Origin of the sequence: Sporosarcina luteola (genome assembly GCF_007991495.1) — a bacterium.
Taxonomy (GTDB): domain Bacteria; phylum Bacillota; class Bacilli; order Bacillales_A; family Planococcaceae; genus Sporosarcina; species Sporosarcina luteola.
In genome coordinates this window covers 68,552-81,591 of the sequence record NZ_BJYL01000003.1, presented here as the reverse complement: position 1 = coordinate 81,591, position 13,040 = coordinate 68,552, and the positions used below count along the sequence as shown (strand labels likewise).

Below are 13,040 nucleotides of genomic sequence, written 5' to 3'. Positions count from 1 at the left end.
TTTTCCTTTTGAGTTAACAGAAATGCACGGCATTGATCGTTACGTTGCAATTTGCGATGCTGGTAGTTCTTTTGAGGTTTCATCGTTCTATACGATTCTTTTCGATATTCAGGTCACTCTCCATATTGATCACTTTAACCAACGGATGCTCAAATGCCTCATTAAATTCAACGTCGCGCAAGCACAACATACCTGTAACCTTGATTCGGCTAAAGTCTGCATACTGTCCTCTTTCATCTTTAAGCAAATACATGTAATGAAGCAATTCACGAAGCCCTTGAGATGCATATGATTTCTTTGAAGTGTTTTTGACTTCACCGATTAGTAAACTTAGCAGTTCGCCATCTGTTTTGTTGTATGTTTCCAAAATAAAATCAGGGCGGCCGCGCCATAAATAGTTCATTTTCTTTTCACTGAAGAGTCCCGCAGCCATTTCATGATAAGAAGAAATCGCGTCTCGTTTCCTAATCAGATAGGGATGACGACTGTCTGCTACTTCATCTAACCTGACCAAAAAGCGTTTGCTTTGTGAACCCGTGGAATCATGATAAAGCTGGTATCTCTTATCCTCATCCTCCCAAGACGCAACCAAATTTTGCCGACCATCTAATAAATATAATGTGCGCTTACCACTATATGCTTTCAGCAGCTGGACGACATAGAATAACTCAAACAACACATCCCGATCTTCGGGAACAATCAGTGTTTGTGATAATATTTTGTGAAGATCTTCTTGCTCATAGCTACCCCTCATCATTTGGCGATAACGAATCAGCAGCACTGCTGATTCCCGGTAAAAAGAATTTCGATGAAAGCGAGTCTTCGTCAGCATGCGATCAGGCAGAGAGCGCGTTTCAATCCGGTCAATATAGACGTTTCTTAAGTAGATATCCGCAACAGATTTCCGTAATGTCTGCCATTCCTCAAAATAACTGCGCTTTTCAACTGATCGGATAACAGTATCTGAAAACAGCAGTTCATACAAAATGCCTAATAGCTCTTTCAGCACGATGTTTTCCGGGTTATTATACGAGCGCACGCTTTCAGTTACTGAAAATATTGTCTTGTCCTTATAGTTTTTCCGAAGTCTTTCTTTTGTCGTCTCCGTCCAATCAATGGATCCTCTCACTTCACCGTAATGAGTTGCCGTTTCTGCAACGGTTGTCGTTTTAATCGTTTGGATATTCTTTCGGAGCATCCGCACAAAGTTCATCGTTTCAGGTAGCAATAAAAAACGAATCTTTAGCAAGTCCTCGATATTTTGAATTTTAATTTCTGCTTTTGAAAAGAAGGAACGCAGCGAAACAGTTCCTTCTTTCAAATAGCCGTGCAAATGATCTGCGATTTCTTCAACGATCTGTTCATCCGTTTTGACCATTAAAACAGCCCGTCTTCAAAGAAGTCATTTATGAAATCATTCAGCTGTTCCATTACAATAACCGCTTCCGTCTTGCTGTCGATGTCTTGAGCAAACTCTTTGATCCTTTGGATAGGCAGACCTTCAAATTGAGGCAAGACGTACAAAATAATGGAAGATGTAAAATCTTCGTTGTCAATCGTATGTCTGGCAATATCTTGTATAATGGCAGGCCCAATCTTTCGGTACTTATTTATAAGCCTCCAAATTTCCGTCAGTATTTCGACATACGGATAATCTGTGATCTTCCAGCTTTCCAAGTATTGCTCCATGAGCATACTTGTTATTTCTTTAGGGATGCCGACTGGAATAAAAGCGAAACGTCGCATAAATGCATAACTCATTTCATACAAAGAAGACTTATCGACTGTATTCATCGTACCGATGATTCGCCAGTCTTTCGGCACGATAAATGTATGGTCGTTCGTCTCAAGATTCCCGGTTTCCGTTTCCGGTTTAATAGTAATCAATTTTCCGCTTTTGCTCTCAAACGGCAATGTAATTTCATCGCCTGCCAACACAGAAAACAAGGAGCCAAATGCTTTATCGATATCAGCCCGGTTAATTTCATCGATAATCAGCCACGTATTAAGCGATTCGTTGGTCTTTTCGTCTTTAAAGCATTTCAAGAAGATGCCTGATTCAAAATTTAAGATGCCGTTCCGATCAGGTCTATAGCCGCCAATCGTTTCATACGTCGACCAATTGGAGGAAGCTGTCACCGCAATTGGTCTCTTTCCGTACAGTTCATTGATTTTATAAGCTAATTTCGACTTCCCTGTTCCTGGTGGTCCTGTCAGGATAATATGTTTGCCATTCTGGATGGCCGTTGTTACTTGCTCAATAAGCACTTCTTCATTTTCAAATACTAGGCCATCTCCAAATTTATCGAACGAGGAATTGATCGAGTTGCTGTCGTCCTGCTTCCCAGTCCCCGTAGGAGCAGGCTGTATCTTCTTTTCCAGCGGCGCCCACTTCTCTGCAATTTCTTTCGTATCGTAAAAGTCCACGTTTTCGTCTACGTAAGACTTCTCGAAATGCTCACGGATCATCAGCAATTTTTCGTCAGTGTCATTCAGCTTTGCGTTTTCAGTTATGTACTCAAATGCACGGACAATGCGATCTTTATGACCATAGCTCGCAATCCGCTCAAACTTATCGGGCATGACAAGGTGCAGTAATACATGCTGCATCTGTACACGCTTCCCTATTAAAGCACGGGTTTTCACTGCAAAATCTTTTATTTTTTTCTGATCCGATAAAATTTCCTGTCTCTCATCAATCTTTTTTTCTTTAAGGTGAAGGGCAATTAAAATGATATAGGAGATCTCATCAAACTTATTTGTATTGTAGAATGTGCCCGTAGAGCCTAACCCGTTCTCCAATCCCTTAAAAATAGCCGCCTTTTGATTTATAGATATATTTTTCCAAGAAGCGATTTCCTGCAGTTTATTCAACTTCGTTTCAAATCGGATGGAACGTTTATAAGGAAATAAGTAATAGACGAAAACCAGCTCTACAAATAATTTATACATATAGTCCGGTTCACCATGAAGCTGCTTTTTCAGCTTCTCTTCAAAACTGCTGCCCGATTCATCTGGATTGTGGACAAAGATCTCCTGCAGCCGCTTCAAGTTGGAATGCGTCCAAATAGATTCATCCTCCCAAATAATAGATCCATCATGAATCAAACATCGCTCTCTCCACTTCGCAGCAGCATCATAAACAGGCGTGCGATCCTCATCTTTTTTCAAAAGATACATAGCCATTTGTCAAAGCCCCCCTTACATCACATACAAATTTGCTACTCAAGTATATCGCCGTCCGTCGGTTAACCCAACACCCGACGAACAATCCTAATAACCCTACTTAAAACTATAATGCACAGGTATTCATTATTCCAGAATTCGTTCGTCTCGGTAATTGCATTACAAACCACTTCATTGTGATGCGATGTCATCACCCGGCGATGTAGTACCCACTTAATTTAGATCTCATAAAACCCTTGTAAAAACTCCTCAAAATTACTAGCAATGACCTGTACACTTTCACTTCCCAACTCATGCTGCCAAAATACAATCGTCGGTTCGTCTTCCAGTGGGTCGAACATGAAACAGATATAATTGCCGAATTGATCGCCCATGAAAGGCAATGCGTTTGCAGGTAAACGGTTTTTCAGGTTTTGGTAAGTGGACCAAATGTTGTCTAGATGTTCTTCATCGTATGAAAGCAAGCTTTTGGCGACTAATTCCTTACGCGTAGCAGTGTCAAAAACATTCGGCCTCGGCCGTCCTGCGTTATGCTTTTTTACGACTTTTTTATAATCATTCGGAAGCTTATAGCCGTACAGCTTCTCGAAGCGCTCAATTGCATGATCATCTTTCAATTCCTTCTCAAGTACCCATTTCATCAGTGTCACCCTTTCTCTCATCATCTAAAATCGGAGCCGCCGCCCCAGAGTGAACGACCGCCGGTATGTCCAGTTTTGTCGTGGATGTCTTTGTCGACAAGCTGCAATACGCCAGGTTCCTCGGAATGATGCCATAAATATCCTTCCGGAGTGTCTCCCGCTTCGATTTGCATTAGCTGATCCTCCGTAAACTTCCCTGCAAGTTCAGGGTCGTTTGCTACATTTTCAGCAAGCTGTTCATTTGCTGTTTTAAATTGCCGGGCATCGCTATCCATGTACTGAGACTCATTCAATTGAACGTCATGCATGGATTCAAACTCTGGAAATACGCCTTCAACTGTTTCGCCGGACGGCAATTCCACTTGTTTGCTCTCAAAAGGAACACCCGTTATTGGATGAAGATCGCCTTCCAGCGTCTTATTCCTAGTTTCTACATGCGTAACAGGTTTTTGTGTTAAATCTTTAGTATTCATACCTTCCTTGCCAACTTCCGCAAGTTCCTTCGCTTCCACTACTTCGGTAGCAACGGCACTGACCGCTTCTATCATATTGTCTCCCTCACTTTCATCTCATAGGCACACCATTCTTCATAGAACGACGCAAAGCTTGGAAACTTCATCGCATATTCATAGAGCAAGCATTGCATGACAGCCAGGGAAAGCTCTGCATTGCCGGGGTCCACATACGTAGCCAACGCACGTAAAAACTTCTCCGTGAACACCACAATATCTAAGGATGATTTTGAATAGTTCACGAGTCTATCTCCATCGATAAGTTCAGAGATGATTTGAGCAAGCTTGTTGAAATGTTCCTCATCCCAATAGATCAATTCATTCGTAGCTAGAAGGTTTTCCAGTGCATACGTAACTTGAAACCTTTTGTACGCTGGCAAATCACTTTTCCCCACGAATTCGACGCACTCCTCTACATACTTTGCATCGGACGCAATCTTGTAGGACAGCCTGCTACGCAATAAAAGCTGCATCACTTTTGTCATTTTTCCCCGTTGTTCCTTTAATGCTTGTTTCGGATTATGCGAATAAGAAAATGGAATCGCACTTCCAAAGTAATCGATCTTAGACAATACAGGTTGTAACCAGTTGTTTTGATAAACAATGGCAACTCCTGTTTCAAGTTTTGATATTTCATTCAGCTGCTCATCATTCAAACTGGCGGAGGCACCGACTTCGACTCTGTCATTTCCGTCCGGCAGCCGCATGATAATTTTCGTATTTGTATTGCGGATGACGGATGGATCCAGCAAATTCGGGGATTGGTCTGCTATGATGAATCCTTCGCCATAGGTCCGCATCTCGGATATCGCGTTCGTGAGCATTTCCACCGACTTGCCTTGTAAATTCGCCCCCTCGTCTGATTGCGTGACAGATGTTTTACGCAATAAATGATGGGCCTCTTCTAATACTGTAATATGTCGCAGCGGGTTATTCATACCGGTACTATTGGCCATCCGATGCTCCTGCAACCGCATGAATAAAATCCCCATTAACAAAGACTTCGTTTCAGACGAGCCGACGCGACTTAAATCAACGATGCAATTTTCGTCAAACAAGTGCTCATTCGGAACTTCTTGGTCGACGAAGATATTTCCGACCAATCCCATTGTCAATGATTTCACACGCGTTACAAGGGAGCCGACATAATTACTTTTCACCTCTTCGGAATAGGCGGATCGCTCAATGACGGCTGGCAAAATAATGACCAATTGTTTCAATGTAGGATAGACAGGAATCGGTTCAAAATGGATTGATTTCTCCAAATCCCATCCGGCTTCCTCATACACATTTTCCACTGCCTCCCTCAACACTGCCGGCATTGCTGCATACATCGGCCAACATGCGTTAAAGATTTCAATGAGTCTGTCGATATGCTCCAATACATGGATGGCATCGGGAAAACGGAATGGATTGATTTTCAGCAATGGCGCAAAGCTGGGATTTGTCCCGAACACCCGGACATCTGGCCTCCCACCAAAGATGTTTTTATATTCGCCCTTTGCAGGCTCAATGATGAGGAAGCGGACATTCTGCTTATCCAATTCATTCACGAGATTATAAATCGTATTCGATTTCCCCGATCCTGTTGAACCGGTCACAAATGTATGCATCGCGAGACTTTCCACATTCAGCTCAACATTCGTCGGTTCTTTTTGCCCCATATAATAAATGTTGCCTAACCGTATTGTCCGATCCTCTTGCTGCAAATCAACCCGATAGACGTTTCTGCCAAATTCTGCCGTCTCGATCACCGGAATGCCGCTCACTGATTTTCGTGGCAATCCGTAAGCAATCGCGAGTTCCCTGCTATTGATCAGTGTTCCACCATTCACTTTCGATAGTTGCGAATTAAGACCTTCTTGCTGACTGAGTGAAGGATGGCTAAAACGTGATAGATACTCCATCAGCAGATCTTTTTGAATATGCCCTGGCTTCCATACATTTATGCTCGACCCCTCAAGTGCTGAATTATTTCCCCGGATGAGTGACTGGTAATTCGTTGCCGCCACACGTGCGGTTTGTTCATCGTCCGCAAGAAAATAACAGGAATAATGCCATAGTCCTAAATCCTCCGCGTGACGCAACCTGTCAAGTTGCTCATCGATTTTCGTCAACAGCTGGGACACCGTTTTATTTTCAAACTGCACTTGCATCGTGCGTGAAGAGCCTTCTGTTTTCGTTTCCCCGCTGTTTTTTGTATTGGAGGTTGCCCGTGAAACGCCTTCCGTTGTCGAATTCCCTGTCGTTGACGACTGGTTTTCATTATAATTTCTCGTAATCCCCTGCGCCGTACTGACTTTGCCCCCGAAAAGCGTTTTAACGGTCGCACTCAAAATATTTGGAGCTTTCGTATCTGTAACGGAATCGCTTGACCCTTCCGTCTTCCCCTCTGTAAAGCTCTGTGTTTTGGTGATGCTATCATTAATCGTATTCGTAATGCCTTCAGTAATCCCTTTCACAACTGCGAAACTATCATTTTGACCTGATGTGATTGTCGTCTCCTTGAAAGGTGTGAGATTCGTATACAATTCCTCATATCCTTGACGTGTTTTTTCAGCTCCATTCAAATCGACTGCATCGGCTAAGAAAAGTGCAGAAAACTTTTCCCCTCGCATGGCATCGATCAGCTTCTCCAGCCCTTGTATGTATTGATCCTGCTCTACATCTTTGAATGCTGGAATACCCGTCACACTACACACTGTGCGTTGCTCTTTCGAAAAATCTCCAGTGAATAAATGATCAATCAGCGTCTCAATCTGCGAATTTCTGATGTTCTTTAACTGCGTGCCGGGAAAGTTCCCTTTAAAGCTTTTTTCAAGGCCATCCTGTGCGGATAACACATTGCCCGAGCGGATTCCTATGTAAAGTTGCACCTCTTTGCCATCACTATCAATGATAAGCGCCAATGAGCTTCCTAAACTGCCGACAGTATTATAAATATTGATTAATTTCTCGGTCACATCTTCGTTTTTATCATAGACAATCTTCGTGATCTGAAAGAGCCGGATGTTTTGACGGACAGTGATATTGGCAATATGCGCAGGTATTGGCGAAACTTCATATTTGGTCAAATTATGTAAATATGTTCTTTCTAAAAGCTCTTCTGCCAATGTAAATGAACGCTGTAATTTCTCTTCTTCCCGAATCGCGAGTTTCATCATAAGCACCTCTTCTAAGATAAAACTCCTATTTCAACTAGTAGCTGTTAAAAATAGGAGTTTTTAATTGGACATCAATCGTATTTAAGGGGTTGGTCCTTCATTTCCAGTTGCCTTATCTCATTTTTCAAATTCTCAATTTTAGCATCTTTGATGCGGATTTCGGCTTGATATTGCTTTTCGAGATCAGCTACTTTTTCTTTCATCCCGCGGATTTCCCGGTGTAAAGATGAAATTTCACGTGAGAGCAACTCCGTATTCTGACCTGCCATATCGCCATTCATCTCCACAAGAATAGTGACCATTCTGGAAAACTCCGTGAACAGACTTTCTATTTTATTACCCAGTAGACTACTGCCACTGTTGCCACTACGGCCAGACCCACCCCTATGAACTTTCCCATATTGCTGTTGTTCGATTGGCTTGATGTTGGTCGGGACGGACTTTTCCTCGCGGGTTCCGGACGATTAAGCTCATCCCTATAGGCGACGCGTCCCACTTTCAAGATATACTCAACGCGCTTCTTTGAAAAGTTGGTAATAAGCTGTGCTTGCAATTTACCAAAATAATCTTTCGTCCACTCATCACGGCTTTCGACAAATTCCCGGCCGTCATGCTCATCCCACACGGCGATTTCTTTTTCGTCGATCATGCGTAAAGCCTGTTTAACTTCTTGCTTTGAGTCAAGAGGATTTGTTGATAGATACGTCATTAGACGCGTCTGTATTTTTTTGACATCCCCGCTGTCAATCGCTTGCATTAAACTATTCGTCATTGTGTAACACCCACTCTTTCTTCGAGTTCTAATACTGAATCCAACTTCAGTACAAATTGTTCCAACCATTCCTTCTGATTTTGTTTCTGCCTTAACTCTTCTTCAAGTTCCGACCTGTTCTCGGCTAATTCCTTAATTTCCAAAACACGTTTCTTCATCACTTCATCCAAACGATCGATTTCATTGATGAAGAATGTTTGTAAACTCGCAAGTTCGCCTTTCATAAATTCCTGTGCGTTGGCAAAGTTATCTCGTAAGGAATCGACGACTGGCTCGAGAAACTCTTCCCTAACCTCTTGTAAATTGACGTATTCCACATCACCGTAGACATCTTCATCGATAGTTCTTGACATGAAATATGTCCATGGCTTATACCATTTCTTTTTCTCATTCCGAACGCTCCTGACCCCGACTACCTCCCTCTCCGAATAGGCGAAATCATTTAAAAGGTTATCAATGTCAGGAATATCCGCAGTGATCGCCTTTTCCCAATTCCCCGTATTGATCGAGTTCACTTTGAAATCCATGATGCCTTCAATGTATTTTTGGTATTCTTTCAAATACTGTTCCGCTTTTTTACGTGATGTCGTGTCTATGATTATTTGCAGATCAGTCATGGCGTCGTCTTGTAGTATGACCAGATCCTTTTTCATTTTGTATAATAAAATATCTGCTTCCGTCTTTCGGATCCGATCATCACGCATCTTTTCGAATAGCTCGTTTATTTTTTCACCAAACACTTTTTCATTGATTTCCTCAAAATACTCACCAACGTTAAAATCCAATTTCATGATTTTCTTCTTAAATTCCTGTGCTTGATTACCTTTTACAAGCTGAGCTTCAATTTTCTCCATAGCTGCATGGACATTTTTACGCTCTTCTTCATTAGAAGCTAGCTCTTCTTGGAGATTTTGCATGAACTGCTCGCGTTCAACGATCCGTTTAAACGTATTCACAGCATTCGTGATTTTGGAAGTGAGAGCGTACTTGTCCAAATACTCATTAATAGCCGATTCCACACTAGGGACTCCGGAATAATATAGCGCTTCCGTTTGCTCATCCCCATTTGCCCTCGCAACTTCGATTTTCCTGGAAATGTTATCCTTTAAAGACGGACTTAACGGAGCATACTCGTTCAAATGCATGGATTCTTCTTCTAAAAATAAGTCGATGCCTTGTAGAGATTGTCGCTCATGACGTGTCAAATCATAGTTATTTTGTGCTTTCCGAATGACTTTCGCCGTTTGGGCGGAAACCGGATAAATATTAGGATTTTTAATCCCGTGCTGCTCCAAATAGGTACGAACATTTTCAATCGCATCGCTTAAATGCTCGTTCTTTTCCGGGTCAAAGCAATCCGCTTTATTCACCGCGAAGATAAAACGGTCTTTCGACTGTTTACCGCCTACCGCCATCGCTTCAGCGACAGTTTTCAACAATGTGAAATCATCATCGGTGCGAAGCTGTGTGGCATTCAACACATAGAGCACCATCGGCTTGTCATCGCTTTTAATGACAGTGAACGTGTGCTCCCGGTGAGTTCCATCCATGGAGTTATTCGGCCCTGGCGTATCTACTAACACGAGATTCATCTTTCCTGACGCAATGGACGGGATGTTCCCTTCAATTTCAACGAGAGCGATTTTTGGATCATCGTTGAAATCCTCGAAATCTTCAACTGTTGCATCTTCGATTGACTTAAAAGGGATATGATTTTGATCGTAAGCTACTGCTGAGAAGTTTTCGATTGAATCATTATTGCGGATTCTTGAAATCTTCGCGGTGCAGGCCTCGTTTTTCGACGGCATTAGATCACGGCCTAAAAAGGAGTTGATCAATGTCGATTTCCCTGAACTCATCGTTGCAATCACTGCAATTTCAAACTCACTATTCAACGCCTTATCAAAATTATGCCGGATTTTAGGGTCACGAAGCGCTTCAAACGGTCCTTCCTGCATCATGTCGACTAGGTCTTCTAGTTCAGTGAATTTATCCGACGCTTCTTGGACAGGAACGTGTTCGAGTTCAATCATCATATCGCTGTGTTCTGAGCAAAACACATTCCGAATTGCTACCACATCTTCATAATCTGCGCGCATGCCGACAAAAGTGATCTGGATTTGAGATTCATTCAATACCTCTTCAAGTAAAGGAAATAACTCTTCGATCCATACTTGCAGACGATCCCCTTTGAATTTGCTAAGCTTCGTCTCCTCCATGATGTTCATAGCTTCCATTTGAATGCTTGTTTCCACTTTATAAGGGTTGTATTTCATCCATATTTTAACCATAATTTATATCTCCTTCTTTTTCATAGAAATATCTTTCATACTAGCCATCACTGTGTAATAACCGCAGTTTTGCAATGCTCGTTGTATATCTGTGTCAGGCAGTTTGACTTCCGCTGTGTTCTTGGTCGCATATTTCGGTAATGCATAGGCCTCTTCCAAAAACAGCTCAAAAAGAGAATTAAAATCCCTTCTCTCTTTTCTCGTAAGCTGCTGGCCATTCTCTTCCATCTGAAACAACTTGGCCGCATATGCCGAATACGGAATCAGACATGGATGATCGATGCCTAACGCACTCAAATAAGTGGTAGCGCTTTGCATGAAATCATCAATGGATTCCCCCGCTTCGATATCGAGTTCATCCACTTTGTTCACGATGAATGTAATGTCTTGCTCCCATCTGTCTTCCGGGATGTGCTCTAGAACCCTTTTCAATAAAGCCCGGTCATCATCCGCAGCCATATTGGTGGCATTCAGAACGTAGTAAATATGATCGTAGTTCTTTTCCTTCAAACGATCCAACGTGATTGTCGAGTGAGTTCGATCTCCGGAATTATTCGTTCCAGGCGTATCAATTAAGGTAACATTCAAATCGGAGAACTCACCCGGGAAAAGACTTCCTTTCATATGGATCCGCTCTTGAGCCTCAATTTTATTCCATTCCGCCAACTTATCGGTCTCTATAAAACTTTCATACTCAAAACGGTCACCTGTACGATAACCTACAAAAAACGGTAAATCCTCTTCATTTTCCAATGAAATAATTTTGGCGGTACATGCCTCATTTTTAGTTGGAAGGAAGTCCCTGCCGATCAAGCTATTACTGAATGTTGATTTCCCGGCACTCATCGTCGCCATGATAAGGACATAGCTATTCGACTGCTTCTCTTTTAATGAATGATTTTCGAGTTCGGAGAGGAAGTATGGCAACGTCCTTAAAGGCTTAGCCGTTTCTATCAAGCTAGTCGCCCCTTGAAAATCACCAGCATTCACCTTTTCAACAAAACGAATGATCTGTTCCAGTTCCTCATCCTTGATCTTCAAACCTTCCACCAACTCTTTAAAAAAGGAAGACGCCACCGTCCGATCAGGTTGCTTTGCCATGAACAAGGCATTTGCAACGAAGGTATATTTATAGTTCCGCTTGCGTATTCGCCACCCTTCAAAAGAATAGCGAGTTTTCCGTATTCTTTTTACATGTGCAAGCAGGTCGGAAGTCGCTTCAACATTATCAGTAGCGTTTCCTTGATGTTCATCACCGAAAGAAAAACGCTGTTTGTAGACTTTCATGGTTGCTTGAATATATGGTTCAAATTCCTTCTCCTGCCTTAACGCTGATTCCATTAAGGCAAGATAGCTGTTCTTCAAGTCGTATTCTTCTGCCACGATCGGATGATTGCGGTTGAATAAAGTTACTCTTTCATGATAGAAAGGTTCTATTGTTGTCCGGGCCATCTAGTCACCTCTTACATAATCTTCCAATACATAACTAACTAACATCGTACTGACACTTCTTTTCATTTCTTCTCTCAGTTCCAACGGCTTCAACACTTCTACGGATTCTCCCTGACTAAACAGCCACATTTTCACGCCACGACCGAACACCTCAGCTTCATAGATCAAACTTCCACTCTCTTCCTTTACTACCCGGGCTGTCGGAAGCCGATCTAGTACGGCTTGGGGCGAGGGACCCTTATACCGAAACTGAATTGTCATTAGCTCTCCCGCGTGCATGAATTGAATCCGTTTACGGAACTCCCCCTCTTGGAAACGGTCCCTATAAGGGATTTTGAACTGTTCATCCAGAACCTTGTAGTTCGTAATTCTATCGATGCGATAGATTTTTGGTAAGTCCAAATCATCGTTCGATGAATAGGCTAGCAAGTAAAAATAATAGTCCGAGAATATCAGACCAACTGGTTGAATCGTTCGTACACCGACTTCCATTGCCAATTCTTTTGTATACTCCATTTTTACACTACGCTTCAAATGCACCGCTTTCGCAAGATCCCAAATTATGTAGAATAGTGATTTCTTATGCTGTAGATCCACATATAAATGCTGCTCATTCAATAGCAGTTTTCTAATCAATACCTTATCTTCCGTCGGAGCCAAATCGATCAGCTTCAACAGTAGCTGCTCCATGTCTTCCTTCGGGAATGCACGCGATTCAATGAGGATCTTGGTCATTGCCAGAATCTCTTCACTTTGTAAGAAATCCTGACTATCAGCTTCCAGCTTATAAACATTTGAACGACGGACATACTCGAGGTATTGATTGGTCTTTGAAGTCTCCAGAAAGTGACGAATCCCATCAATATCCCGCTGAATCGTTTTCTCACTCACTTGATAAGTAGCCGCCTCATCCTTTTTACAGAGCGTTTGACCCTGTTTTAGACGGTCATACATCGAAAGCATTCGGTACGTCTGATTCTGCTGTTCATTCATCGAAACATCTTCACCTTCACCTATACTTT

The 13,040-nt window shown here is 42.3% G+C and carries 10 protein-coding genes; all 10 read right to left on the bottom strand.

Translation table 11 applies throughout. From position 1 onward, the window contains the following. Window positions 1-79 precede the first annotated feature (79 nt). Entirely contained in the window at window positions 80-1,378 is a 1,299-nt protein-coding gene (locus tag SLU01_RS00760) for a hypothetical protein (protein ID WP_147054304.1), read from the bottom strand. Further along, complete coding sequence (locus SLU01_RS00755) at window positions 1,378-3,186, bottom strand: AAA family ATPase (protein ID WP_147054302.1); 1,809 nt, start codon at window positions 3,184-3,186, stop codon at window positions 1,378-1,380. Before SLU01_RS00755 ends, SLU01_RS00760 begins: the two co-directional genes overlap by 1 nt. A gap of 218 nt (window positions 3,187-3,404) precedes the next feature. Next, a complete protein-coding gene (locus tag SLU01_RS00750; RefSeq protein ID WP_147054300.1) occupies window positions 3,405-3,827 on the bottom strand; it encodes an SMI1/KNR4 family protein in 423 nt (140 codons plus the stop codon). Between the two features lie 20 nt (window positions 3,828-3,847). Continuing rightward, complete coding sequence (locus tag SLU01_RS00745) at window positions 3,848-4,375, bottom strand: HNH endonuclease (protein ID WP_147054298.1); 528 nt, start codon at window positions 4,373-4,375, stop codon at window positions 3,848-3,850. Next, window positions 4,372-7,500, bottom strand: a complete 3,129-nt coding sequence (locus SLU01_RS00740; protein ID WP_147054296.1) for an ATP-binding protein — start codon at window positions 7,498-7,500, stop codon at window positions 4,372-4,374. Before SLU01_RS00740 ends, SLU01_RS00745 begins: the two co-directional genes overlap by 4 nt. A gap of 74 nt (window positions 7,501-7,574) precedes the next feature. Further along, the gene (locus tag SLU01_RS00735; protein WP_147054294.1) at window positions 7,575-7,805 is read right to left on the bottom strand and encodes a hypothetical protein; all 231 of its coding nucleotides are present in this window, start codon (window positions 7,803-7,805) and stop codon (window positions 7,575-7,577) included. A gap of 26 nt (window positions 7,806-7,831) precedes the next feature. After that, window positions 7,832-8,275, bottom strand: a complete 444-nt coding sequence (locus tag SLU01_RS00730; RefSeq protein WP_147054292.1) for a hypothetical protein — start codon at window positions 8,273-8,275, stop codon at window positions 7,832-7,834. Then, entirely contained in the window at window positions 8,272-10,566 is a 2,295-nt protein-coding gene (locus SLU01_RS00725; protein WP_147054290.1) for a dynamin family protein, read from the bottom strand. The genes SLU01_RS00730 and SLU01_RS00725 overlap by 4 nt, the downstream gene beginning before the upstream one ends. 3 nt (window positions 10,567-10,569) lie before the next feature. Next, window positions 10,570-12,018 carry a dynamin family protein gene (locus tag SLU01_RS00720; RefSeq protein ID WP_147054289.1) on the bottom strand — a complete coding sequence of 483 codons (1,449 nt, stop codon included), beginning with the start codon at window positions 12,016-12,018 and terminating at the stop codon, window positions 10,570-10,572. Next, window positions 12,019-13,011, bottom strand: coding sequence for a helix-turn-helix transcriptional regulator (locus tag SLU01_RS00715; RefSeq protein ID WP_147054456.1), 993 nt, complete (start codon window positions 13,009-13,011; stop codon window positions 12,019-12,021). It lies immediately after the preceding gene. Window positions 13,012-13,040 lie beyond the last annotated feature (29 nt).